The sequence below is a fragment of the Flavobacterium muglaense genome (assembly GCF_014305155.1).
In the GTDB taxonomy this organism is placed as follows: Bacteria; Bacteroidota; Bacteroidia; order Flavobacteriales; family Flavobacteriaceae; genus Flavobacterium; species Flavobacterium muglaense.
On sequence record NZ_JACRUK010000005.1, the window covers coordinates 121,355 to 146,895 of the forward strand.

Below are 25,541 nucleotides of genomic sequence, written 5' to 3' on the forward strand. Positions count from 1 at the left end.
TTTATACAAAATACCACATAATACCACATAATACCATATAATAAAGAATGAATTCAAACGAAATTGATATCCATAAAGAATTAAAGAAATATTTTGGCTTTAGCCAATTTAAGGGACTGCAGGAACAAGTGATAAAAAGTTTGCTTACAAAGCAAAATACATTTGTTATTATGCCTACAGGTGGTGGTAAGTCACTTTGTTATCAGTTGCCCGCTTTAACACAAGAAGGAACAGCAATTGTTGTTTCGCCTCTTATTGCTTTAATGAAAAACCAAGTTGACGCCATTAGAAGTTTATCTTCAGAAAATGGTATTGCTCATGTTTTGAACTCCTCACTTACTAAAACTGAGATTGCTCAAGTTAAAAAAGATATCGCATCTGGCTTAACTAAGTTGTTGTATGTGGCACCAGAATCCCTAACCAAAGAAGAAAATGTAAATTTCCTTAAAAGTGTTACCGTTTCATTTGTGGCTATTGACGAGGCGCATTGTATCTCAGAATGGGGGCATGACTTTAGACCAGAATATCGAAATCTTAAAAATATTATCAAACAGTTAGGTGATATTCCTGTTATAGGACTAACTGCTACTGCTACTCCAAAAGTGCAAGAAGATATTCTTAAAAACTTGGATATGTGTGATGCTAAGACTTTTAAAGCATCATTTAATAGGCCTAATTTGTATTATGAAGTCCGGACGAAGACCAAGAACATCGAGTCGGATATCATTCGATTTATAAAACAACACAAAGGAAAATCAGGTATTATTTATTGCTTGAGCCGTAAAAAAGTAGAGGCTATTGCCGAAGTTTTACAAGTCAACGGAATTAGCGCGGTGCCTTACCACGCAGGGTTGGATGCGAAAACTCGTGCCAAACATCAAGATATGTTCCTGATGGAAGATGTTGATGTTGTAGTGGCAACAATTGCTTTCGGAATGGGAATTGATAAGCCAGATGTGCGTTTTGTAATTCACCACGATATTCCTAAATCTTTGGAAAGTTATTACCAAGAAACCGGTCGCGCAGGTCGTGATGGGGGGGAAGGGCATTGCCTTGCATACTATTCTTATAAGGATGTTGAGAAGTTAGAAAAATTCATGTCAGGGAAACCTGTTGCCGAACAAGAAATAGGTTTCGCTTTACTACAAGAAGTGGTGGCCTACGCCGAAACTTCAATGTCTAGAAGGAAATTTTTACTGCATTACTTCGGAGAAGAATTTAGTAGTGAAACAGGTGAAGGTGCGGATATGGATGACAACGTTCGCAGCCCAAAAACAAAGGTTGAAGGCCAAGATCAAGTAGTGAAATTACTTGAAATCGTTAGAGATACTAAGCATTTATATAAATCCAAAGAAATTGTTTTTACCTTAATAGGTAGGGTAAATGCAGTTATTAAAGCACATCGTACAGATGTTCAAGCTTTTTTTGGTTCCGGAATTGCCTTCGATGAAAAATATTGGATGGCATTATTGCGACAAGTGCTTGTCTCGGGTTATCTGGCCAAAGATATTGAGACGTATGGTATCGTTAAAATCACCCAAAAAGGACTGGATTTTATACAAAAACCAAGTTCGTTTCTCATGTCTGAGGATCATGAATACAATGAGTCGTCAGATGAAGCAATTGTTACCGCATCCAAAACTACTGCCGCAATTGACGAAGTTTTGATGGGGATGCTAAAAGATTTAAGAAAAAAAGTAGCCAAGAAAATTGGTGTCCCTCCTTTTGTGGTTTTTCAGGATCCTTCGCTAGAAGATATGGCCTTAAAATATCCTATTTCGCTAAATGAATTGATCAATATTCATGGAGTAGGTGAAGGAAAAGCAAAAAAATATGGATCTGATTTTGTCGAATTAATTAATCGTTATGTGATTGATAACGAAATTATGAGACCTGATGATTTTGTTGTAAAATCGACAGGAACAAATTCAGCAAACAAATTATACATCATTCAAAATATAGATCGAAAGTTATCTCTTGATGATATCGCTAAAGCAAAAGGTTTAACGATGGATTTGTTGATTAAAGAGATGGAACAAATTGTGTACTCAGGAACAAAATTAAATATTAAATACTGGGTAGACGATATGCTTGATGAAGACCAACAAGAAGAAATTTATGATTACTTCATGGAGTCTGAATCGGATAAGATAGAAGGTGCTTTAAAGGAATTTGAAGGCGACTATGATATTGATGAATTGCGCTTAATGCGAATAAAGTTTATTAGCGAAGTAGCTAATTAGTATTGAAAGTTTAAAAAATAGAAGGTCTTAGAGTTAGCGTTTTAACTGTAAGACCTTTTTTATTTTTAGATTTCCTCATAAATCTCAGCTCTGTGGGGCTTCAAAGCATCTCGTACTTGTTTCATATGTTCATCTGTTACCACCATAAATGCGATGGCATGAAGTTCTGATCGTATTTCAAACCCTGTGATATTCAAAGGTAATTTTTCGATTGCTATATATTCTTTTAGATGAATTTCATGGTGCTCGGCTGTTTTTGCTCCAGCTGGCCCACGAAAATCCCAAATCATTTTTATTTTTCTAGACATTTTTTATAGGTTTCAAAGATTCTGATTTGCAAAGTTACGGGTCTAAGTGGGATAACCAACCTATTTTAAAAATGGAATCTGTTTTCTATAACCAGAATTCAACACAAAATACTACTTTTGCCGTAGATTATTTTGCCTGCTTATCATGTGAAATATTCTTATAATCGAATAATACAAAAAAAATGCCTCAAGAACTTCTTTTACAAGTCACTCCAGAAATTGCTGCCGATCAAGCGCAACTCAAAAACCATGTAGCAAAATTAATAAAATTGGCTGCCAATGAAATACAGCAACTTGTGATTTTAAAACGTTCGATTGATGCACGTCAAAAAACGATAAAGTTAAACTTAAAAGTAGCTATTTACCTTAAAGGAGAGGTTTTTAAGGAGCTTAAACTAGAGCTTCCTGATTACCCAAATGTAGCTACTGCACAAGAGGTTATTGTAGTAGGTGCTGGTCCTGCGGGACTTTTTGCAGCTTTGCAATTGATAGAATTAGGCTTGAAGCCAATAGTACTGGAGCGAGGTAAAGATGTTCGTGGTCGTCGTCGTGATTTAAAAGCAATTAATGTCGATCATATTGTGAATGAAGATTCTAATTACTGTTTTGGAGAAGGTGGTGCAGGAACCTATTCAGATGGGAAATTATATACCCGTTCTAAAAAACGTGGGGATGTTACCCGAATATTAGAATTATTAGTGGCTTATGGAGCAACTCCAGATATTTTAGTGGAGGCACATCCGCACATAGGAACCAATAAATTGCCTCAGATTATTCAAGACATTCGAGAGAAAATTATAGCATGTGGTGGTCAGGTTTTATTCGAAACTCGAGTGACTGATATTCTTTTGAAAAACAATGAAGTAGAAGGTGTTGTGACTCAAAAAGGCGACACTATTTTGGCAAATAAACTGATTCTAGCTACAGGACATTCGGCTCGTGATATTTTTGAATTATTAGATCGTAAAAAAATATTGATAGAAGCAAAGCCTTTTGCCTTGGGCGTAAGAGCAGAGCATCCTCAGTCATTAATTGATAGCATACAATACAGTTGCGATTATCGTGGCGCGCTACTGCCGCCAGCTCCTTATAGTATTGTGAAGCAAGTAGGAGGTCGTGGTATGTACTCTTTTTGTATGTGCCCCGGTGGTGTGATTGCGCCTTGTGCTACAAGCCCAGGTGAAGTCGTGACAAATGGATGGTCTCCGTCAAAAAGAGATCAAGCCACTGCAAATTCAGGGATTGTTATCGAATTGAAGTTGGAGGATTTTAAGCCTTTTGCTAAGTTTGGAGCACTTGCCGGAATGGAATTTCAAAAAAGTATTGAACAAAAAGCGTGGCATCTAGCAGGGGAAAGTCAAAAAGTTCCGGCACAACGCATGATTGATTTTACCAAAAATATTGTGTCATCTGAAATTCCAAAAACATCTTATGTTCCGGGAACAACTTCGGTTGAAATGGGCCAAGTTTTTCCTGGTTTTTTGACTCAAATATTGCGCGAAGGTTTTACTGAGTTTGGTAAATCGATGCGTGGTTATTTAACAAATGAAGCCATTTTACATGCGCCAGAATCAAGAACGTCATCACCGGTTAGAATTCCAAGAGATCCAATTACTTATGAGCATCTTCAAATTAAAGGATTGTATCCTTGTGGAGAAGGAGCTGGATACGCTGGCGGAATCATATCAGCAGCGATTGACGGGGAAAAATGTGCTTTGATGATTGGCGAAAGCCTGCATAAAAAAACCTCGAATCAGTAATGAATCGAGGTTGGGAATAAAGAATAATATTTTTTATTTTGTAGGTTTTAATTCCATATAATCTAAGGTTAGATTCGTCAATGCTTTTACGCCTAATACAAATCCGCTTTCATCGATATAGAAGTCCGGTGTGTGATGAGAGGCAGTTTCGGATACTGCTTTTCCTTTAGGCATCCCACCTAAGAAGATGAAAAGTCCAGGAACTTTGTCTTGGTAAAAGGAAAAATCTTCGGCTCCAGTCATTGCTGGGGCTAATACTACATTGTTTTTTCCAGCTGTGGTTTCTAGTGAAGGCACCATGGCAGCAGTTAAAATAGGATCGTTGTAAGTAATTAGTGTTTGCTTAGTAATGTTTACCTCTGCGGTAGCTCCTGCACTTTCGGCTATATTTGTTACTATTTTCTTGATGCGCTCGTGAATCATTTCTTGTACTTTACTGTCTAATGTTCGAATAGTTCCGTCCATTTCCAGTTCTTCTGGTATGATATTGCTTCGTACACCTGAGGTAATTTTTCCCACGCTCACCACAGCTGCCGATTCTGTAAGGTTTACATTTCTACTTACAATAGTTTGCAATCCTAGTACTATTTGCGAAGCGGTAACAATTGGGTCAACTCCTTGCCAAGGACTTGCGCCATGGGCTTGTTTTCCTTTTATTTTTATCTTGAACCAGTCTGAGGAAGCCATATATCCTTTTGGGCGATAATTTATTTTCCCTACTTCGGTTTGAGCACTTATATGCAAACCAAAAATCACATCTACTTTAGGGTTTTGCAATACGCCTTCTTTTACCATTAAGGCTGCTCCACCTTCTTCTCCGTCTGGTGCGCCTTCTTCGGCAGGTTGAAAGATGAATTTTACTGTTCCTTTGATGTCGTTTTTAACCGATGCTAGAACCTCGGCTGTGCCTAGTAGGATCGCCATGTGCGAGTCGTGTCCGCAGGCATGCATTACACCTACAGCTTGTCCGTTGTATTCTCCAGTTGCTTTTGATGCAAATGGTAGGTCAACGCGTTCAACTACCGGCAATGCATCCATATCAGCTCGTAAAGCAACTACTGGTCCAGGTTTCCCTCCTTTTAAAATACCTACTACGCCTGTTTTTCCTATTCCTGTTTGTACTTCAATTCCTAAAGCACGAAGCTGATTTGCTATTTTTTCGGCAGTTTTGAATTCTCTGTTGCTTAGTTCAGGGTTTTGATGAAAGTCACGTCTGAAGGCAATTACTTTGGCTTCTAATGTTTCGGCTTTTTGATTGGTTTTAGCCTTCAAAGCAGTGTTTTGTGCCGAAACTGCCATAGAGAAGGATAGGAAGGCAAGGTAAATAATAGGTTTTTTCATGAAATAGATTTTTATTAGTGCTAATAGGTAATAATGAATCCAAAAGCGATGTTCTGCTGCTTTTAGTGAATAAAATTCATTTTGTTGTAAACAAATATAAGCAAAAACGATCTTTGTAGGTGCGTGTTGTTCCTTTTAATTCCAAATTAGTAGGCATAAAAAAACCGAAAATTACTTTTCGGTTTCGATTTTTAATGTTGTTTGTTTTTGAGTTTGTCTTTGAATATTTTTTCAAATTTTTCGACCTTCGGCTGAATTACCATTTGGCAGTACGGTTGGTTTTTATTATTCGAATAATAATCTTGATGTGAGTCTTTGGCTTTATAGAAAGAAGTGAATTTTTCTACTGCGGTTACAATTGGGTTAGCATAGATTTGAGCTTTTTTTAATTCACTGATGATGTTTTGAGCAGCTTCACGTTGCTGTTCGTTTCTATAGAAAACAACAGATCGGTATTGTGTTCCTACATCTGCGCCTTGTCTATTCAATGTGGTTGGATCGTGTACGGTAAAAAACACTTGAAAAATTTCGTCAAGGCTGGTGATGGTTTTATCGAATGTGACTTCTACCACTTCTACGTAACCTGTTGCTCCAGAAGAGACCTCCTCGTAGCTTGGGTTTTTTGTTGTTCCACCTGAAAATCCGGATGTTACTGCCGTGACTCCGTTCAGGTTTTCGTAAACCGCTTCTACGCACCAGTAGCAACCGCCTCCCAGTGTGATGGTTTCAAGGTTGTTTTTGTCGGTTTTTGCAGCTACTGCGCTGGTGTTGCTTTCTTTTTTTTGTCCGCAAGCTGTAAGGGCGGTCAAAATGCAAATTAAAAATGTTTTTTTCATGTTATTTGGTATCAGGTATAAAATCAAGTGCGATCGAGTTCATGCAATATCTCTTTCCGGTTGGGGCTGGGCCATCATCAAAAAGATGTCCTAGGTGTCCGTCGCATCTGCCGCATAGTGCTTCGATGCGCTCCATGCCTAGTGAATTGTCTTTTTTGTAAACGACACTTTTTTTGTTCTCTTGTTCAAAAAAGCTGGGCCATCCGCAATTACTGGCAAATTTTGCGCTAGAGCGAAATAAGGTATTGCCACAGGCGGCACAGTAATAGGTTCCTTTTTCTTCGGTATTCCAGTATTTTCCGGTAAAAGCTCTTTCGGTATCTGCATTACGAGCCACGGCATATACATCATCCGATAGTACTTTTTTCCATTCGGCATCCGTTACATTCAATTTTGTGGTATCGGTATTGGAATAGTAAGGGTTCTCCGGTTTGCTGATTTGGTTTTCTATACGTGCTGTTTTTTTCTCTTTAGACTGTTTTTTAACGGTCTGACCGCAAGCAGTAAGAATAAATAGGGGGAGAAAGAATAAAAGACTTAGAAGTGATTTCGTTTTCATAGGTAAATAGTTTTCATTATTTATAATACAAATTTAAGAAGGTGGATTGGCAACTAATGTCGGTTAGTTTACAATTTAACAACTTATTGTATAAGGTTTAACTATAAATAGATACGTTGTTGCAGTAGTTTTGGATGTTGAACTCCTTTATATTTCCATTCTCATGTTTATTAAATGTTTTTTAAAGCCTACTTTTTCATACGCTTTAATCGCTGAGGTATTGCCATCGTATACATCCAGACGAATTTCGTTTATACTTTGAGAAATACACCACTGCTTTAAAGCTTCGATAATTGTTGCATTTATTCCTTGCCCTCGATACTGAGGTAAGGTAAACATAAAACCAAGGTAACCGTAATTTTGATGTCTCAAATAGGGTTTTGCAGTTGTGATTCGTGCATATCCGGAGCTTACTATTTGATCTTTGATAGCGGCTACTAGAATTGTTACTTCGGGTGATGCAATCATTTGTTTAATATCGTAATAACTGATTTTTGCTTGTTTTAAAGTAGGGTCAAAAGGGCGCTCGGCGGCAATGATTCCTTGTTCGAATTCTAGTAGCTGGGGAAGGTCGTTGTATGTCGCTTTTCTAATTTGGATTGCATTCATTTCGATACTGGTTTAGAATATAAAAGTACTAAAGATTATTTAAGTGTTGGTTGTTACCCGATGTTCGTGATTTTCGGTTTCTTTTGCTTGAACAAAATGAAAGAGAACGTTAAAGCGTTTAGTTTTCTTTAACTTTTTTGTATTTTTGTAAGGCTAAAAATAATTATGATAGAAGAAAACGTAATATTAGTTAATACAGACGATGTTCAAATAGGATTAATGCCTAAACTTGAGGCCCATGAAAAGGCAGTTTTGCATCGTGCTTTTTCTGTTTTTGTTTTAAACAGTAAAAATGAAATAATGCTGCAACAGCGCGCACACCATAAATACCATTCTCCTTTGTTATGGACCAATACTTGTTGTAGCCATCAAAGAGAAGGAGAAACCAATATTCAAGCAGGAAGTCGCAGATTGTATGAGGAAATGGGTTTCAAGACTGAGTTGAAAGAACTTTTCCACTTTATATACAAAGCGCCTTTTGAAAATGGCTTGACAGAACATGAATTAGATCATGTGATGATTGGGTATTATAATGAAAGTCCAGAGATTAATCCTGAGGAGGTTGAGTCTTGGAAATGGATGAGTATTGAAGCGATACAACAGGATATGCAGCAGCATCCAGAGGTTTATACCGTTTGGTTTAAAATTATTTTTGACGAGTTTTATCATTTTCTAGAAGATCATAAAATATAGTTTGAAACGTTTTAGACTTTTTAAAATCAACTAAAAAAAGGAGTATGAAAGTTACCATAAGTAGAAAGGCGCATTTTAATGCAGCCCATCGTTTGTACCGTAAAGATTGGACAGCAGAAAAAAATGATTTGGTTTTTGGTAAGTGCAATAACCCTAACTTTCATGGTCATAACTATGATTTGATTGTTAGTGTGACGGGTGCTATTGATCCAGAAACGGGTTTTGTTATGGACGTGAAAATCTTGGCAGATATTATTCATGATGAAGTCGAAAGTCAATTTGATCATAAAAACTTAAATCTGGATGTGCCAGATTTTAAAGATCTCAATCCAACTGCCGAAAATATTGCAGTAGTGATTTGGAATAAAATAAGAAAAAGAATCAGTCTTGAGTTTGACTTAGAAGTGGTTCTTTATGAAACGGCACGAAATTTTGTAACTTACAGAGGAGCGTAATGGAGTTGAAAGTAGGAGATAAGGTGCCAGTTTTTATGGCCAAAAATACTGATGGAACCCAGTTTGATAGTCTAGAGGTTGTAGGGAAGAAAACTGTTGTTCTTTATTTTTATCCAAAAGACAACACTTCAATATGTACGGCTCAAGCTTGCAGTTTTAGAGATCAATATGAATCTTTTACAGATTTAGGAGCTGAGGTAATTGGTGTAAGTAGTGATAGCGTGGCCTCGCACAGTGATTTTTCTAAAAAATACAAATTGCCTTTTACTTTATTAGCCGACGAGAATAAGAAAATCAGGACATTGTTTGGTGTTCCCTCAAGTTTATTTGGGCTTTTGCCAGGTAGAGTTACCTATGTAATTGATAAAAGCGGTATTGTTCGTATGGTTTTTAACAGTGTCAAAGGACAAAATCACATCACGAAAGCTTTGGATTTTATAAAAAATAATGCAGTATAATAACAAAATTATGCTAATTTAGTACATTAAAATAAAAAGCCCCATTATGAATAAACCAGTGTACCCTTTACAATTTGACCCAATATTAAAAGATAGAATATGGGGAGGCGAAAAGCTAAAAACGATATTGAATAAACCTATTAAGTCAAAAATTACTGGTGAAAGCTGGGAGCTTTCGACTGTTGAAGGTGATGTTAGTGTGGTTGCAAATGGAGATTTGAAAGGAAAATCGTTGATGGATATCATTGATGAGATGCCAAATGAAATTTTAGGAACAGCTGTTTATGAGCGTTTTGGAAAACAATTTCCTTTGCTTTTTAAATATTTAGATGCTCGTGAGGACTTGTCTATTCAAGTGCATCCTAATGATGAATTGGCAAAAAAGCGTCACAATTCTTTTGGAAAAACAGAAATGTGGTACATCATGCAGGCTGATCCTGAGGCACGCATAATTGTAGGTTTTAAAGAAAAATCAAACGCTAAAGAATATATAGAGAATCTTGAAAATAAAACACTGTTATCCATTTTGGATGATGTTAAAGTAAAAGAAGGGGATGTTTTTTTCTTAGAAACGGGTACTGTTCATGCAATTGGAGCGGGATTGGTAGTGGCAGAGATTCAGCAAACTTCTGATATTACTTATCGTTTGTATGATTTTGATCGTGTAGATGCGCAAGGAAATACAAGAGAATTACATATTGATCAAGCGCTGGACGCTATTAATTATGAGAAAGTTGATACTTTTAAAACCTATAAAAAGGTAGAGAATGTTTCGAATACGATTGTAAATTGTCCGTATTTTACAACAAATTCAATTGTTCTAACTGATGCTATGACAGTTTCTAAAACAGGAAATAGTTTTACGGTTTATATGTGTATCGATGGCGCATTTGAATTAGAATACAATAAAAATAGATACAGTTATAAAAAAGGAGATACGGTATTAATTCCAGCTGCTATGGATTATTATGTAGTAAGCGGAAAAGCTTCTCTTTTAGAAATTTACATTTCATAGTAAGTTATAGAAAGATTATGTGTACTTTTGCACACGCAAATTAAAATTAAAGAAAAATGGCAAACGTTAAAAATTTAAAGAAAGACATCAACTACGTTTTAGGAGATATAATTGAAGCAGTTTATTTGTTCGAAATTTCAACTACTGGAAAACCAACAACTGAAACTAATGATTTAATTGATGAGGCTATCGCTGCTTTTGATGTTTTGATCACTAAAGTGAATGCTAAAAAAGTTGAAAACAAAAAAGCACACTTCAAACAAATCAATGTTGAATTGGAACAAACTGCAAATCAATTGATTGCTAAAATCAACGAATTGTAGTCAAAAAAAACAATAAAAAAGTACAGATTTATTTTGGAGAAATCGAATTCATCTGTATATTTGCACTCGCAATGAGACGCCAGCGTAGCTCAGTTGGCTAGAGCAGCTGATTTGTAATCAGCAGGTCGTGGGTTCGAGTCCCTCCGCCGGCTCATCGTAAAACCATCTAACTTTGTTAGGTGGTTTTTTTATGTTTTTTAGTTAGCAAATAAGTGATTATCAGGCGGCAAAAAATAATTTAATAATTTCTTGTATTTTTATTTGGAGATTTAGAATTCATCATTATATTTGCACCCGAAATGAGACGCCAGCGTAGCTCAGTTGGCTAGAGCAGCTGATTTGTAATCAGCAGGTCGTGGGTTCGAGTCCCTCCGCCGGCTCATCGTAAAACCATCTAACTTTTGTTAGGTGGTTTTTTTATTTAAAGCCTATTTGTAATTTGGTTTTCGCTTATTTTAAAGCTGCTGTAGGTACTTTTTTTGTAAAAAGGTATAATGGATGTTTTCGAATAGTTGTTTTGTTTTAAACTGCTGTTTTGTGTTTCGTTGGCACAAAAAAAAACAGCAATAAGCGTTGGCTTACTACTGTTTTTTATTGTTGTTGTTTTTGGCTAGCGATGAAGCTAGAGCGATTGTTTTTTAATTACCATTTGATAATCGCACTCGCCCATGTAAATCCACTTCCAAATGCAGCTAAAACTACGGTGTCTCCAGATTTGATTTTTCCTTTTTCCCAAGCCTCTGTTAAGGCAATTGGAATAGATGCTGCGGTTGTGTTTCCGTATTTTTGAATGTTGTTAAAAACTTGATCGTCGCTAAGTCCGAATTTCTTTTGGATAAACTGCGAAATTCTCAAATTTGCTTGATGCGGAATCAACATATCGATATCGGATACTTGTAAATCATTTGCTTCTAATCCTTCGTTGATTACTTCGGCAAAACGAACTACAGCATTTTTAAAAACAAATTGCCCATTCATGTAAGGAAAGTAGCTTTCGTCATTCGGGTCATTGTCTGCAATAATATCAGTTACCCATCTTGCGCCCATTCCAGGTGCAATTAAAGATAGTTCTTCGGCATGTTGTCCTTCTGAGTGCAAGTGTGTAGAAAGAATCCCTTTGGATAGATCTTCTTCTCTGCTCAAAACAGCTGCTCCGGCTCCATCTCCAAAAATTACAGATACGCTACGTCCTCTAGTGCTCATGTCTAATCCTGTAGAATGTACCTCAGATCCAATTACTAGAATGTTTTTGTACATTCCGGTTTTGATGTATTGATCAGCTACTGATAAAGCATATAAAAATCCTGAACATTGATTTCGAACATCAAGTGCTCCTACCGTACGTAAACCTAGGTCACGTTGTACTAGAACTCCTGGCCCAGGAAAATAATAGTCAGGGCTTAAAGTAGCAAAAACTACAAAGTCAATATCTTCTTTAGTAACTCCTGCACGCTCAATAGCAATTTCTGCTGCTTTTACTCCCATTGAAGTTGTTGTGTCTTCTCCGCGAATGATGTGTCTTCTTTCTTGAATTCCTGTTCTTTCTTGAATCCACTCGTCATTGGTATCTATGATTTTCGACAAATCATCATTGGTGACAACATTGGAAGGAACATAATATCCTAATCCTGCTATTTTTGAATGGTACATATTATTGTTTTATTAAAATAAGATTGCAAATTTAAAAATACTTTAAAATATAAGACCACAAATTACTGATTTTTTAGCAAATAGCAATTTTAAAAATGGGCTAGAAGGGTATAAAAGCGCTTTTTGGGTTGTTATTTTTTTAGTTGGGTAGAAAAGTTGGATTTTGGGTGTAACAAATTCAGTCTATTTTAGTCTTATGTTTTCATATTGATTAATTAAAACAGCCCTTTTATGAAATTAAAAATAACCATGATTTGCTTTCTTGGACTCAGTTTACAAGCTTTTGCTCAAGAAAATCTAACCTATCAAAAACCATCTAAATCAATTTTGGATTTAGTGGATTACGAGCGTGCGCCATCCGTTTCTATGGATACTAAAAAGGAGTATATGTTGCTTTCTTATAGAAATACCTATAAAACGCTGGATGATTTGAATCAAGACGAATTGCGTTTGGGTGGATTAAGAATCAATCCTACGACTAATATTTCGAGTACGGTAACGTACATTAATAACATTAAATTGCGCAAGATTAAGGAAAAAAATGAGATTCAAGTAAGTGGACTACCTGCTAATCCTCGTATTGCTAATCTTTCTTGGTCGCCAGATGATACCAAAATTGCTTTTTCGAATACTACAGCTGCTGGAGTTGCTTTATGGGTGGTAGATGTTGCTTCCGCAAAAGCGACTCAGTTAACCGATGATGCTGTGAATGCTAATTTGGGAAATCCATTTAGCTGGTACAATGATAATGCATCTATTTTAGTGAAAATGCTTCCTAAGAACAGGCCAGCATTATTAGACGAAAAGAAAAACTTGCCTACGGGGCCTATAGTTTCTAATGCTAACGGATCTGTTTCTCAAAACAGAACTTACCAGGATTTATTGAAAAACAAAACCGATGAAATAAATTTTGAAAATATTTTAACAGCTGAGTTGTACAAAGTGAGTTTAACGGGCGAAAAGTCATTGTTTAAAGGAGCGGCAATGTACGCAGGAGAAAATTTCTCTCCAGACGGAAACTACTTAATGATCAGTACGATTCAAAAACCGTTTTCCTATATTGTTCCTTTAAATCGTTTTCCGTCTAAAACGGTGGTTTATGATAAGGAAGGTAAGGAAGTAAAAGTGGTGAATGAATTGCCATTGAACGAAATTATGCCAAAAGGTTTTATGGCTACTCGTACGGGTAAACGTAGTATGAACTGGAGAAATGATGAGGCAGCTACGCTTTATTTTGTGGAAGCACTTGATGAAGGAAATCCAGAAAATAAAGTTGATTATAGAGATGTGGTAATGCAATGGAAAGCACCTTTTGATCAAAATCCTGCCGAATTATTGAAAACAAAACAACGTTACGGTGGAATTATTTGGGGTAACAGTACTACCGCAATCGCATTTGACCAATGGTATGATACGAGAAATACAAAAACGTATTTATTCAATCCAGCTGCTGTTAGTCAAGAACCAAAGATTATCTCTGATCGTAATTCTCAAGATATTTATGCAGATCCAGGAAATTATGAAACGACTAAAAATGCATTTGGTAAAAATGTGTTAGCGATCGAGGATAATAATTTATTCCTTTTAGGAAATGGATTTACTAAAAACGGTCAGTTTCCTTTTATAGACGAGTTTAATATTAAAAGTTTACAAACAAAGAGGGTGTATACTTCGACTTATACCGATAAAAAAGAAGATTTACTTTCGATAGAAGATTTTAAAAAAGGGGAGGTTTTGGTACAAATTCAGTCTAAAAATGAATATCCAAACTACTACTTTAGAAATATAAAAAAGAAAAATCAATTAACGCCAATCACGAGTTTTGCTAACCCATTTGAGAGTATCAAAAATGTCAGTAAAGAGGTGATTCAATATAAAAGAAAAGACGGCGTAGCTTTGTCTGGTACTTTATACTTGCCTGCAGGATATGATAAAGCAAAGAAAGAGAAGTTACCTTTATTGATTTGGGCTTACCCGGCTGAATACAAAGACAAGAACTCTGCTGGACAAAACAATCAAAACCCAAATGAATTTACTTTTCCGTATTACGGATCGTTTGTGTACTGGGTGACTAAGGGGTATGTGGTTCTTGATGATGCGTCGTTTCCTATTATTGGGGAAGGAACAACAGAGCCTAATGATAACTTTATCACACAATTAGTAGACAATGCCGAAGCTGCAATTAACGCGGTTGATGCGTTAGGGTACATCAATAGAAAAAAAGTAGCCATAGGAGGTCACTCTTACGGTGCATTTATGACTGCCAATTTATTGACGCATTCTAATTTATTTGCGTGTGGAATAGCAAGAAGTGGTGCTTACAATAGAACGTTAACGCCTTTTGGATTTCAGTCAGAGCAACGTAATTACTGGGAAGTTCCGGAGGTTTACAACACAATGTCTCCTTTTATGAATGCGAACAAAATGAAAACACCATTATTGTTGATTCATGGAGAGGCTGATAATAATCCAGGAACATTCACTTTGCAAACAGAGCGTTATTTTCAAGCTTTAAAAGGATTAGGGGCACCAGCTAGAATGGTGATATTGCCAAAAGAAGCGCACGGCTATGCAGCCAAAGAAAATATATTGCACCTTTTATGGGAGCAAGATCAGTTTCTAGAGAAATATTTAAAAAATTAATACCAATAAAAAACGCCTCAAAAATTTGAGGCGTTTATTTTTATTACGAAATCATCAATGTAACGGGTTCGTTAGCAGGTAGCGGCCCATCATGCTCAAAGAAGATAACTTTGCGATCAAAGACTGCTTTAATTAAGTAATGGCCACCTTTGAAGTACGATTGTTTAACCATTGCTGTAAGCATACCGTTATCGACTACTTTTAATTGATGTGGATATAATAATACCGTTTCATCATCGCCTTCGATAGGAACAATTTGAGATAGTTTTAGTTCGTTTACTTCGCCAAAAAGGGAAGCTACGTATTTATTAATTGGATTGGTGTATAAATCAAATGAAGTAGATTTGTCTACCATCATCCCTTGTTGTAAAACGATGGTTTCATCAGCGTAGGATAAGGCATCCGTGCTATCGTGTGTGGCTACGATACAAGTAATTCCTTTTGTTTTTAAATAAGCAAATAGATTGCGTCGCAGCGCATTTTTTCTAAAATTATCAATGTGGCTAAAGGGTTCGTCTAGCAATAAAATTTCAGGTTCATTGGCTAATACTCGGGCAAGTGCTACGCGTTGTTGCTGTCCGCCACTGAGGTATTTAGCTTGCACATTGGCAAACTCCGTCATTTCAACCATTTCAAGCAATTGCTCTACACGCAGTTTTTTTAAGGCGTTGAAACCATTCGATAAAAACTTGCCTACATTTTCGGCTACAGTGGTGTAAGGCATTAAATCAAAATCTTGTGCTAGGTATTTGATAAAAGGCATACCGGGAACCAAATTGAACTTGGGTCCAGTTACTTTTTTATCTCCCCAAGAAATAGCGCCTTCGTCTAAATCGTACAATCCATAAATTAATTTAAGCAAGGTGCTTTTTCCGCAACCGCTTTCTCCAATAACAGCAATATTCTGTCCTTTTTCAATGGTGAAATTGATGTTTTTTAAAACTGGTTTTTCGTTATAACCAAAAGAGATGTTTTGAACTTGAAGCATTTTTATAGTATGAAATTTTGAGGGTACAAAGATAGATTTCTTTCATAGAAATAATAGAAATCAAATGATAATTAAAATAAAAAAAGTCGTTTCATCCTAAAACGAAACGACTTTTTTAAAGTGAAAAATAAAATTATATTTTAGTTTCCAGCTTCTTTTTTAGCGTCTTCTTGCATTTTATCATTTGCAGTAATTGCAAACTCTACACGACGGTTTTGGCTTCTTCCTTCTGGAGTATCATTTGTTGCAATTGGATCAGCAATTCCTAGCCCTGTTACATGAAAACGACCAGCTAGTATTCCTTTGCTTACTAAATAATTTTTTACAGCTTCGGCTCTTTCTCCAGATAATTTTAAGTTGTAATCTGCAGGACCTGTACTATCTGTAAAACCAAAAATAGTAATATCAGTATCGGCATATTCTGTAAAAACAGGGATTAATTTGTCAAGATTTGCTTTTGCAGCAACAGTCAAAGTAGATTTGTTAGTGTCAAAACGTACTGCATTTTCGTTAAGAACCAGTTGAATTCCTTCTCCTACACGTTTTACATCCGCTCCCGGAAGCGCTTCGTCAATTTGTCTTGCTTGTTTGTCCATTTTATTACCAATAACACCACCAGCAACACCACCTACAACACCACCAAGTACGGCGCCCATAGCGCCATTACCACCTTTTCCTAAGTTGTTCCCTAGGATAGCGCCGATAAGTGCACCACTGGCAGCACCTATTCCAGCACCTCTTTGTGTATTGTTTGTGTTTTTTACAGCTTCACAGCTTGTGAAAAGTGAACCTATTGACATGATTACAGCCAATGAAAATATAGAAATCTTTTTCATAATTATTGTTTTATAGTATTAGTTTGCTTTTTGAAATTGGTAAACAACAGCTGTCATTTTTGTACCTACGTTAATTTTGTCTACCAATTGAAATGAATTTTCAGTTTGGTTTGCAACTTGTAAAACGTAACCTGCTCTTACTTTCTTTGCTTTTTCACCTGCATCCAAAACTTTTAGAACAAATTCACCGTTTGAATTTACGAACCAAGTAATAGGTGAGCTAAATACAGGGCAGTCATATTTGGTTAAAGCCATTTCTCCTTTGTTGTTGTTTGAAATGAATTTCCACGTACTCCCTACAAAACAGTTTGAGTCTGCAATGTCAAATGAGTTTACTTTGATATACTCAGATCCAGGGTAAGTTACTGCGGTAATCGTCCAGTTTCCTTTTATGGCTACTTGTGAGGTTCTGTCTAGTTTTTTATCAGTAATAGACGAAGTTTTACAAGAAAATAGCAATACGCTCATTGCCATTATTAAAATAATTTTTTTCATTTTTTTTCGTTTTATAATTAATTCTTGTACAAAGATAATCGCTAAAACTGGGAATAGGGTTTCAAAATTGAACTATTTTCTATCAAAATTAACAGTTGCGACAATTTGTCACTTTTTATGCAATTGGTATTCTATTTGAAAGAAATGTAGGAGATTGTAAAACCCTATAAAAAAATTATATATGACAACTGGAAAAATTAATGTTTCGGTAGAAAACATCTTCCCATTAATCAAAAAGTTCCTTTACAGCGATCACGAGATTTTTTTACGTGAATTGATTTCGAATGGGACCGATGCAACTTTAAAATTAAAACATCTAACAAATATTGGCGAAGCCAAAGTAGAATATGGCAACCCAATTATCGAAGTGAAAATTGATAAAGACGGGAAGAAATTACACCTGATTGATCAAGGAATCGGAATGACATCGGCTGAGGTTGAAAAATACATCAACCAACTCGCTTTTTCTGGTGCCGAAGAATTTTTAGAAAAATACAAAGACACCGCAAAAGATTCTGGAATTATAGGTCATTTTGGTCTTGGTTTTTACTCTGCTTTTATGGTCGCTTCAAAAGTGGAGATCATTACAAAATCGTATAAAGATGAACCAGCTGCACACTGGATTTGTGATGGTAGCCCAGAGTTTTCTCTTGAACCAGCTGACAAAACGACTCGCGGTACGGAGATTATCTTACACATTGCTGAGGATTCATTAGAGTTTCTTGAAGAATCAAAAATCAAAGAACTTTTAAACAAGTATAATAAGTTCATGCCTATTCCAATTAAATTTGGAACAAAAACAGAAACACTTCCTAAGCCCGAAGATGCTCCTGAGGATTACGTAGCGGAGACTGTTGAGACGGATAACATTATCAATAATCCTAATCCAGCTTGGACAAAACAACCTACGGATTTAAATGACGAAGATTATAAAACGTTCTACCATGAATTGTATCCCATGCAATTTGAAGAGCCTTTATTTCACATTCACTTAAATGTGGATTACCCTTTTAACCTTACAGGAATTTTATATTTCCCTAAATTAAGTGGTGATTTACAAATCCAAAAAGATAAAATTCAGTTGTACCAAAACCAAGTTTACGTTACAGATAACGTAGAAGGAATTGTACCTGAATTCTTGATGATGCTACGCGGAGTAGTAGACTCGCCAGATATTCCTTTGAACGTTTCTCGTTCCGGATTGCAAGCAGATGGTGCTGTAAAGAAAATTTCGAACTATATCACACGTAAAGTAGCTGATAAACTGAAATCATTGTTTACTGAAAACCGTGCTGACTTTGAAGCAAAATGGAATGACATTAAAATCGTTCTTGAGTACGGAATGCTTTCTGAAGACAAATTCTATGAAAAAGCCGGTGCATTTGTTTTATACCCAACAGTAGACAACAAATACTTCACGCTTGAAGAATTAAAAGAGAACCTAAAAGACAAGCAAACCAACAAAGATGGTAAACTAGTTGTTTTATACGCTGGAAACAAAGAGGCACAACACTCTTACATCGAGACAGCGCAAGAAAAAGGATACGAAGTATTGTTACTTGACTCACCTATTATCTCGCACTTAATTCAAAAAATCGAAGGAGACAATAGCGACATCACCTTTGTACGTGTAGATTCTGACCATATTGATAACTTAATCAAGAAAGATGAAACTACAATTTCAAAATTGTCTGATGAAGAGCAAACAGGTTTAAAAACAGTTTTAGAAGCTATTGTTCCTAAACAAACGTATACGGTACAACTTGAAGCGATGGACAGCCAAGCAGCGCCATTCATCATCACGCAACCCGAATTCATGCGTAGAATGAAAGAAATGAGCCAGTCAGGTGGTGGCGGAATGTTCGGGATGGGCAATATGCCAGAAATGTACAACCTAGTCGTGAATACAAACTCACCATTAGCGTCAACCATTCTAAATACCGAAGACAAATCAAGCCAAGAACACCTTGTAAAACAAGCACTGGACTTAGCTAAATTGTCTCAAAACTTACTAAAAGGAGAAGCATTAACTGCTTTTGTAAAACGTAGTTTCGAGATGATTAAATAATCTCAACTCCATCATTTTAAGGAGATAAAATCAAGACCTGCTAGTGAAAACTGGCAGGTTTTTTTTATGGAGCATAACAAATGAGTTCCATAAGAACTTCCGTCCCGTATACGTTACAATCTTTTTATAGCAAAAAAAGGTATAAAAAGGATTCCCACTGCTATCGGGGCTGCCCATACTATTTTATTTCCAAGATGCACTTTGTAAGAAAAAATACACTACATTTGAAAGTGTATTAACCGTTAGAAACTTTACTTATACGCCTTATAAGATAGGTTGGTGAAGTTTTATTTCGTTTTATAGGTGCTGGCAGATAGCTTAAAAAAGAAGACTTAATAACACAAAACAGCTATGAAAAAAATACTTTTATTTGTACTAATCTTTTTAATGGGACAAAATTTTGCGAATGCACATACTTGTGAAAATGAAACCGTAAAATGTCCAATAGATGGCAAAGAAGTAACATTTTGTGTTACGATGAGCATGTCGGTTTTTGGGTCTTTTAAAGATTTTCAAAAGAAAGGAGCAATTGGCGAACATTACGAAGAATTGATAAACACTTGTTCAAATTGTCATTTTTCAGGTTATATTGAAGACTTTAAAGAAAAAATAAGTGACGAAGAAAAAATTAAAATTAAAGAATATCTAACAAAATTTGACAAAATTAAAATTGATGATGCAAGACAATGTTTAATTGCCAGCGAAATCAAGGAAGTACAAAAAAAACCGAAAAAAGAAATTGCCTTTTGCTATGTTACGGGTTTCTATTTATTACGTGAAAACAGTAAACAAGTCGAATTTAGAAAAGAACTCCAATCAAAAGCTACAGACAATTTGATTTCTGCATTAGAAAAAAATGAATATGACGACAAAACAGTTATTGCTACCATCAATTATTTAATTGCTGAAATGGAAAGAAGAATAGGGAATTTTGATGAAGCAATAAAATATTATGATTTAGCAATTAACGATACAAATAAAAAAGATTGGGTCGAAGCTGCTGCGAAAGAACAAAAAGAATTAGCAATAAAGAAAGACCAAAACAATCAGATCTAAAAAAGGCCATCTGGCAAGAGCCATTTTGAGCTAGCTGAAATTTACTAAAAATACCGTTTCGCATCAAGTTTTCGTTCAACCGAAAGTACTCATTTTGAAAAGCCCAACCTTCTCAAAGCTTTGAAACCTTGATAGTAACTTTTGCAGAAAACTAAAAAAAATTGAATTCAATACCAATTATTGGTATATTTGTTTTAAAATAAAAGTTATGGCACGCAATACATCAATATTATTAGGAGACCATTTTGAAAATTTTATTAATGAACAAATTTCCACTGGAAAATACAGTTCAGTAAGTGAAGTTGTTAGAACTGCTTTACGGTTTTTTGAGCAAGAAGAAACTAAAACAAAATCTTTAATCAACGAATTAAAAATTGGTGAGAAGAGCAATAAAATCAAAAATTTTGACCGCAATAAAAATCTTGAAATGCTAAAAGCTAATTTTCAAAAATAATGTCAAAATATATAATTAGTGAAAAAGCATTAGAAGATATTAATAACATTTGGATTCATACGGCCGAAAATTGGTCAGTTGAACAAGCTGATAGATATTACAACTTAATTATTGACGAAATTGAGTATACCGTGAGTCATTTTGACGCAGCTCGTGATTGTGAAAAAATTAGAAAATCATATAGATGTTCAAAAGTAAAATCACATTTAATTTTTTTCAAAAAAGAAAAAACGAATAAAATTGAAGTCGTTAGAGTTTTACACGAAAGAATGGATATTGAAAATAGATTAGTGGAATAAAAAGAACTACATGCTAGCGATGCAAGCGTAGCACCAACCATGAGACTCTCGTTGAACAGCCTGTCCCGTTTTTAAGGGAGAATCACTACCACTGGGGCTCAACCAAGCCTCTTGACTTTGTAGGGGGTTCCAAATGTTTATCAATAAATCACATTAGCACTTAAAAAATCATGAAAAACAATACTGCAGTTGCATTTATTAACTCCAATAATCTTATTGGTTTAAAAGCGGGAAAAGCAAGAGCCTCTTTTTTAGAAATTTGGATGGTTACAATTGACAACCGAATCTTTGCACGTTCTTGGGGTTTTGCCGAAAAAAGTTGGTACGCTACTTTTCTAAACGATAAGTTGGGGCAAATTAAGTGTGGAGACAACATATTTCAAATTGAGGCCAAAATCCCAACTGATTTAGAAGATATTAAAGATAAAATGAACAATCAGTACTTAGAAAAATACGATCATGGCGATAATTCTATTTATGCTCACGGAATTATACAAGAAGCGCATATTGCCAAAACAATGGAATTTGTAGTAGTGGAATAAGTTGTGTGTTAATAAAGCTCGCGCGCCATTTTTAAATTCAGCAGGAATTACGGTTTCACCTCAGCTTTTCGTCAAGCCGTAAATACTAGCATTCATCTACCTACTTCACAATCTCATTTTTTTTAGCCCTAGCTCGCTCCTGATTGCTATACTAAAACGAGTAGCCTGTTTTGAAACCACACAATTGCAATCGATTCAATTGGTGCTTCTATCATGAAAATAAATCTTTTTGTCTATTTCTATATTTTTATAAGAATGACTGTCTTTACATTTGTATTATAATTAAATAGAATTTCGTTATACTTCATTAAAAGTAGTAGAGCTTTATGCTGTTTTAGAGTAGATTAAAACATTAAATAAGTAGCAATAAAATCAATGTTTGCTTTGATTAAATCCAGTCCAAAATGAAAAAAGAGTGCCTTCTAATCCTAACAGCTATACTGTTGCTTTCTTGTAAATCAAATCAATTACAAAATCGACATGCTGAAGCAGTAGATGAACATCCATCGGCACAACAAATTATAGCTCAATTTGATGCAAATAAAGATGGTAAACTATCTATAACTGAAGTCGATGGGCCTTTAACAGATGATTTTACAAAAATAGACGCTAATAGTGACGGTTTTTTGACGCTAGATGAACTTAATGAAGCGCCTCATAATCATGAAGGAGGTCCGCCTAATGAACCTATTAAAAATCAAGATTTGTCAAATGAGATCAATAGTTCGGTTAAAGTAGTTCCAGTTAATACTAATTATTTTATTACTGAGAACATCATTGGAGGAATCTAAAAAGAAATGATCGAATTGAATGGAGTACAAACGCTTTGTTATGTTATAAAAACACATTCTCAAGCTACTGAGCATCAGATGGGACCTTGGTGTCCAGCCCATATCGAAGACGGAATGGAGAAAGCAGGAATTTGGTTTAAAGATGATAAGGTTTATGATGTTTCAGGACATTTTATAGCCCATTTGGATGAGTTTTACAGTGACAACAAATGGAAGCTTTATAGAGAGGATGGTACAATAAGAGTTACTGAAACAAAGGAAGGCTGTTTAGCGGCAGCAAAACCAAATGTAGACAAAGAATACAATAATTATTGTGTGCAATGTTTACCGGATTATTTTAAAAACCAAGTAACTACATTTGTAATTCCAGCCACACCCACCTATTTAAATACGACTCAAAGTTTAGGTCGTGGCGGTATTGGAGTCGCTTTTAACGGAGTGAAATACGATCCGCCTGCACCAACAGATGCGATACTAGCAGCGCACACTATTGCACCTTTGGATGATCACGGTGGGCACGTAAATCCTCATGGAGGTTACCATTACCACGCGGTAACCAGCGGAACTAAAGAAATTACACAAACAGATGCACACTCTGCTATTATAGGCTATGCCATCGACGGCTTTGGGATTTATGCTTTTCTAGATAAAAACAACCACAAACCAGTTGATTTGGATGAATGCGGTGGGCATTTTGATGATGAAAGAGGATATCATTATCACGCAGGTGAACCTGGTGGCAATAAAATCATAAAATGTTTGCATGGCTTACCCGGCTACACCGAATTAAAAGAGTAAAACAGATCGATAAAAAAATCAGTTGAAACGGAGATAGCTGCAGTCTTCCTGATAATTTGTATGAACTGCTTTGTTAATTTTTACGAAATGAATTTTGCGATAAATATCCTTACTTTAATTAAAATCGGCTATATTTACGTTGTGAAAAACACAAAATAACCGTTTTAGAGGTATTCATGCTAATGGTTTAAAACGGGTAAAAACTTAATAAAAATAAATGGTTGCTTTATATATCAATTGGGATTTTGACGCTGAGATTGTAAATATTTTTGGTTTTCCGTTAAAATACTATGGGCTTTTATTTGCTGGTGGATTGCTATTATCGATGCATATTTTAAAAGGAATTTTTGTCAAAGAAAACTTAAGCAGTAAAGCTCATGAAGCATTGTTTGTTTACGGAATTATCGGAATTTTTGTTGGCGCACGTTTAGCTCATTGCTTCTTTTATGATTTTGAGTATTTTTCAGATCATCTATTAGAGATTGTTCTACCTATCCAGAAAACGGTAGATGGAAGCTATGCATTTATTGGATATGCGGGTTTAGCCAGTCACGGTGGAACCGTTGGTCTTATTATTGCCTTGTATCTGTTTTCGAAAAAGTATGAAATAAAACTACTTAAAACACTGGATCTCATTGCAATTGTTGCACCACTTGGTGCGGCATTTATACGGCTTGCAAATTTGATGAATTCTGAGATGGTGGGTAATCCAACTACTTTGCCTTGGGCGTTTGTTTTTAAGAGTGTTGATCCTATTCCAAGGCATCCAGCCCAACTGTATGAAGCCATTTCATATCTTTTTATTTTTTTTATAATTAGTATGATTTACAAAACTAAAAAGGCAGAAGTGGGTAATGGTTTTTATTTTGGATTGGTAATTACATTGATCTTTACAATGAGAGTTTTAATTGAGTTTGTAAAGATAAATCAAGTAGAATTTGAAGAAGGAATGATTTTAAATATGGGGCAAATATTGAGTATTCCTTTTATTGTTTTGGGACTCTATTTTGTTTATCATTCAGTTTCTAAAAAACAAAATGGAGTAAATAACAATAACTAATAGCGAGAAGGTTGTTTCCCTCATTTAATAGATCAAAATTATATTGGAACAAATGTTTTTTTTAAACCACAGCAATCAGTAGGTTGTAAAATAAATCGATATACGATATGGAATCACAAAACAGGGCGGAATTAAGTAATCAACAACTTTTGGATGAGCTAAAAAAATGAAAAACAAGTTTATAAAAAAATATTTACCCCTGCTTTTATTTATAATTGTTCAAATAATTATTGCAGGAATTAGTTTGAACGGAAATTTTAGAAATGATTATAAATACAGTTCCATACTCACTGGATTGTTTTTATTTTTAACACCAACCGTATATCATTTATTGTCAAAAAACACTAAAACCACATTTACCTATTGGTTTGTTTTTTATTTATCTATCAAAATCAGTCCGTTTATTTTTACAACGGACAACAATTTTTTTAAAATACTTTTCGAATATAAGATCTATTTGAATATCGCTTTTTTAATCTACCTACTGTATAAAACGATCGTTTTTATAGTCGAGCTTAAGAAACGTTTATTTCAGAAAAATACAGAAACTATAGATGATTTTTCAATAATTTCAAATTCACTAGGGCAATCCATTAAATTTGAGAAACTGGGTAAACTGTTAACTTTTGAAATTTGCTCTTTTTACTATTGCTTTATCAAATGGGTAAAAAATAAAAAAAACGACAATCAATTTACAACAAACAACAACAGTGGAATAACTGCCTTATATATTGGACTTATGATTGCTTCCATTACAGAAGCATTTGCTATTCGTTCCATCTTAATCTCAAGAAATAAAACTGCCGCAATTGTACTTCTCGTTCTGCACCTATATATCCTAATTAACTTAACGGGGCATTTAAAAGCAATTCATTATAGATACCATTTAGTTTCTGCAAAAACTGTTGTAATAAGATATGGACTTTTTGAAACCTTAGTAATTCCTATAGATACTATTGCTTCCATTAAAAATTTTGAAGGCGATTATACTAAAAATAAAGACCTAGTAAAATTTGCCTTACTCGGTAAGCTAGAACCGCATAATATTGCAATCGAATTAAAGGAAAAACGAACAGTCAATTTACCCTTTGGTATTTCAAGGCAACCCACAACAATCTTATTGTATGTTGATGAAATACATGATTTCATCAATACTATTAATATAGAAACGTCAGCCTAAATTAATACCGAACAAAAATATAATATAAACCAATTTTGATAATTGGTTTTTTTATATTATATTTGGTCTATATTATAACAG

The 25,541-nt window shown here is 35.1% G+C and carries 26 protein-coding genes and 2 tRNA genes; 19 read left to right on the forward strand and 9 right to left on the reverse strand.

Annotation, left to right across the window (positions count from 1 at the left end; genetic code table 11):
• The first annotated feature begins 47 nt into the window (after window positions 1–47).
• A complete protein-coding gene (locus H8R24_RS04120; protein WP_187017293.1) occupies window positions 48–2,243 on the forward strand; it encodes an ATP-dependent DNA helicase RecQ in 2,196 nt (731 codons plus the stop codon).
• A 65-nt stretch (window positions 2,244–2,308) separates the two neighbouring features.
• On the opposite strand, the gene H8R24_RS04125 is transcribed toward H8R24_RS04120, so the two are convergent.
• On the reverse strand, window positions 2,309–2,551 hold the full coding sequence (locus H8R24_RS04125) for a hypothetical protein (RefSeq protein ID WP_187017294.1): 243 nt from the start codon (window positions 2,549–2,551) through the stop codon (window positions 2,309–2,311).
• Between the two features lie 182 nt (window positions 2,552–2,733).
• On the opposite strand from H8R24_RS04125, the gene H8R24_RS04130 reads away from it, so the two are divergent.
• Complete coding sequence (locus H8R24_RS04130) at window positions 2,734–4,311, forward strand: NAD(P)/FAD-dependent oxidoreductase (protein WP_187017295.1); 1,578 nt, start codon at window positions 2,734–2,736, stop codon at window positions 4,309–4,311.
• Window positions 4,312–4,344: 33 nt separating this feature from the next.
• On the opposite strand, the gene H8R24_RS04135 is transcribed toward H8R24_RS04130, so the two are convergent.
• The 4 genes from H8R24_RS04135 to H8R24_RS04150 form a co-directional block, all read right to left on the reverse strand.
• Complete coding sequence (locus H8R24_RS04135; RefSeq protein ID WP_187017296.1) at window positions 4,345–5,652, reverse strand: amidohydrolase; 1,308 nt, start codon at window positions 5,650–5,652, stop codon at window positions 4,345–4,347.
• Window positions 5,653–5,843: 191 nt separating this feature from the next.
• The gene (gene msrA / locus H8R24_RS04140) at window positions 5,844–6,488 is read right to left on the reverse strand and encodes a peptide-methionine (S)-S-oxide reductase MsrA (RefSeq protein ID WP_187017297.1); all 645 of its coding nucleotides are present in this window, start codon (window positions 6,486–6,488) and stop codon (window positions 5,844–5,846) included.
• Window position 6,489: 1 nt separating this feature from the next.
• On the reverse strand, window positions 6,490–7,047 hold the full coding sequence (msrB, locus tag H8R24_RS04145) for a peptide-methionine (R)-S-oxide reductase MsrB (protein ID WP_187017298.1): 558 nt from the start codon (window positions 7,045–7,047) through the stop codon (window positions 6,490–6,492).
• Between the two features lie 147 nt (window positions 7,048–7,194).
• A complete protein-coding gene (locus H8R24_RS04150) occupies window positions 7,195–7,656 on the reverse strand; it encodes a GNAT family N-acetyltransferase (protein WP_187017299.1) in 462 nt (153 codons plus the stop codon).
• A gap of 165 nt (window positions 7,657–7,821) precedes the next feature.
• Here H8R24_RS04150 and idi point away from each other — a divergent pair, with 165 nt between their 5' ends.
• The 7 genes from idi (at window position 7,822) to H8R24_RS04185 (ending at window position 10,980) form a co-directional block, all read left to right on the forward strand.
• Window positions 7,822–8,349 carry an isopentenyl-diphosphate Delta-isomerase gene (idi, locus tag H8R24_RS04155; protein WP_187017300.1) on the forward strand — a complete coding sequence of 176 codons (528 nt, stop codon included), beginning with the start codon at window positions 7,822–7,824 and terminating at the stop codon, window positions 8,347–8,349.
• Between the two features lie 44 nt (window positions 8,350–8,393).
• Window positions 8,394–8,804 (forward strand): 6-pyruvoyl trahydropterin synthase family protein, encoded by a 411-nt coding sequence (locus H8R24_RS04160; RefSeq protein ID WP_187017301.1) that lies wholly within the window; start codon window positions 8,394–8,396, stop codon window positions 8,802–8,804.
• Window positions 8,804–9,262 (forward strand): peroxiredoxin, encoded by a 459-nt coding sequence (locus H8R24_RS04165; RefSeq protein WP_187017302.1) that lies wholly within the window; start codon window positions 8,804–8,806, stop codon window positions 9,260–9,262. Before H8R24_RS04160 ends, H8R24_RS04165 begins: the two co-directional genes overlap by 1 nt.
• A gap of 46 nt (window positions 9,263–9,308) precedes the next feature.
• Window positions 9,309–10,277, forward strand: coding sequence for a type I phosphomannose isomerase catalytic subunit (locus tag H8R24_RS04170; protein ID WP_187017303.1), 969 nt, complete (start codon window positions 9,309–9,311; stop codon window positions 10,275–10,277).
• A 56-nt stretch (window positions 10,278–10,333) separates the two neighbouring features.
• On the forward strand, window positions 10,334–10,600 hold the full coding sequence (locus H8R24_RS04175; RefSeq protein WP_187017304.1) for a hypothetical protein: 267 nt from the start codon (window positions 10,334–10,336) through the stop codon (window positions 10,598–10,600).
• Window positions 10,601–10,678: 78 nt separating this feature from the next.
• Window positions 10,679–10,752, forward strand: a tRNA-Thr gene (locus H8R24_RS04180).
• A 154-nt stretch (window positions 10,753–10,906) separates the two neighbouring features.
• A tRNA-Thr gene (locus H8R24_RS04185) sits at window positions 10,907–10,980 on the forward strand.
• A gap of 262 nt (window positions 10,981–11,242) precedes the next feature.
• On the opposite strand, the gene H8R24_RS04190 is transcribed toward H8R24_RS04185, so the two are convergent.
• Complete coding sequence (locus tag H8R24_RS04190; RefSeq protein ID WP_187017305.1) at window positions 11,243–12,250, reverse strand: 3-oxoacyl-ACP synthase III family protein; 1,008 nt, start codon at window positions 12,248–12,250, stop codon at window positions 11,243–11,245.
• A 231-nt stretch (window positions 12,251–12,481) separates the two neighbouring features.
• Here H8R24_RS04190 and H8R24_RS04195 point away from each other — a divergent pair, with 231 nt between their 5' ends.
• Window positions 12,482–14,893, forward strand: a complete 2,412-nt coding sequence (locus H8R24_RS04195) for a S9 family peptidase (RefSeq protein WP_187017306.1) — start codon at window positions 12,482–12,484, stop codon at window positions 14,891–14,893.
• 43 nt (window positions 14,894–14,936) lie between these two features.
• On the opposite strand, the gene H8R24_RS04200 is transcribed toward H8R24_RS04195, so the two are convergent.
• The 3 genes from H8R24_RS04200 to H8R24_RS04210 all read right to left on the reverse strand — a co-directional run bounded on the left by H8R24_RS04200 (window position 14,937) and on the right by H8R24_RS04210 (window position 17,212).
• The gene (locus H8R24_RS04200; protein WP_187017307.1) at window positions 14,937–15,881 is read right to left on the reverse strand and encodes an ABC transporter ATP-binding protein; all 945 of its coding nucleotides are present in this window, start codon (window positions 15,879–15,881) and stop codon (window positions 14,937–14,939) included.
• A 140-nt stretch (window positions 15,882–16,021) separates the two neighbouring features.
• Window positions 16,022–16,717, reverse strand: coding sequence for an OmpA family protein (locus H8R24_RS04205; RefSeq protein WP_187017308.1), 696 nt, complete (start codon window positions 16,715–16,717; stop codon window positions 16,022–16,024).
• An 18-nt stretch (window positions 16,718–16,735) separates the two neighbouring features.
• Window positions 16,736–17,212: a lipocalin family protein gene (locus H8R24_RS04210; RefSeq protein ID WP_187017309.1), complete on the reverse strand. Its 477-nt coding sequence runs from the start codon at window positions 17,210–17,212 to the stop codon at window positions 16,736–16,738.
• A 181-nt stretch (window positions 17,213–17,393) separates the two neighbouring features.
• On the opposite strand from H8R24_RS04210, the gene htpG reads away from it, so the two are divergent.
• The 9 genes from htpG to H8R24_RS04250 all read left to right on the forward strand — a co-directional run bounded on the left by htpG (window position 17,394) and on the right by H8R24_RS04250 (window position 25,460).
• Window positions 17,394–19,280: a molecular chaperone HtpG gene (gene htpG / locus H8R24_RS04215; RefSeq protein ID WP_187017310.1), complete on the forward strand. Its 1,887-nt coding sequence runs from the start codon at window positions 17,394–17,396 to the stop codon at window positions 19,278–19,280.
• Between the two features lie 351 nt (window positions 19,281–19,631).
• A complete protein-coding gene (locus H8R24_RS04220) occupies window positions 19,632–20,336 on the forward strand; it encodes a DUF2225 domain-containing protein (RefSeq protein ID WP_187017311.1) in 705 nt (234 codons plus the stop codon).
• Window positions 20,337–20,544: 208 nt separating this feature from the next.
• Complete coding sequence (locus H8R24_RS04225; protein WP_187017312.1) at window positions 20,545–20,790, forward strand: type II toxin-antitoxin system ParD family antitoxin; 246 nt, start codon at window positions 20,545–20,547, stop codon at window positions 20,788–20,790.
• A complete protein-coding gene (locus H8R24_RS04230) occupies window positions 20,790–21,089 on the forward strand; it encodes a type II toxin-antitoxin system RelE/ParE family toxin (protein ID WP_187017313.1) in 300 nt (99 codons plus the stop codon). The genes H8R24_RS04225 and H8R24_RS04230 overlap by 1 nt, the downstream gene beginning before the upstream one ends.
• 170 nt (window positions 21,090–21,259) lie before the next feature.
• Window positions 21,260–21,631 carry a DUF2255 family protein gene (locus H8R24_RS04235; RefSeq protein WP_187017314.1) on the forward strand — a complete coding sequence of 124 codons (372 nt, stop codon included), beginning with the start codon at window positions 21,260–21,262 and terminating at the stop codon, window positions 21,629–21,631.
• Window positions 21,632–22,035: 404 nt separating this feature from the next.
• A complete protein-coding gene (locus H8R24_RS18050; RefSeq protein WP_222617357.1) occupies window positions 22,036–22,422 on the forward strand; it encodes an EF-hand domain-containing protein in 387 nt (128 codons plus the stop codon).
• 6 nt (window positions 22,423–22,428) lie between these two features.
• Complete coding sequence (locus H8R24_RS18055) at window positions 22,429–23,220, forward strand: YHYH protein (protein ID WP_225876764.1); 792 nt, start codon at window positions 22,429–22,431, stop codon at window positions 23,218–23,220.
• Between the two features lie 217 nt (window positions 23,221–23,437).
• Entirely contained in the window at window positions 23,438–24,280 is an 843-nt protein-coding gene (gene lgt, locus H8R24_RS04245; RefSeq protein ID WP_187017315.1) for a prolipoprotein diacylglyceryl transferase, read from the forward strand.
• A gap of 166 nt (window positions 24,281–24,446) precedes the next feature.
• Window positions 24,447–25,460 carry a hypothetical protein gene (locus tag H8R24_RS04250; protein WP_187017316.1) on the forward strand — a complete coding sequence of 338 codons (1,014 nt, stop codon included), beginning with the start codon at window positions 24,447–24,449 and terminating at the stop codon, window positions 25,458–25,460.
• The last annotated feature ends 81 nt before the right edge of the window (window positions 25,461–25,541 follow it).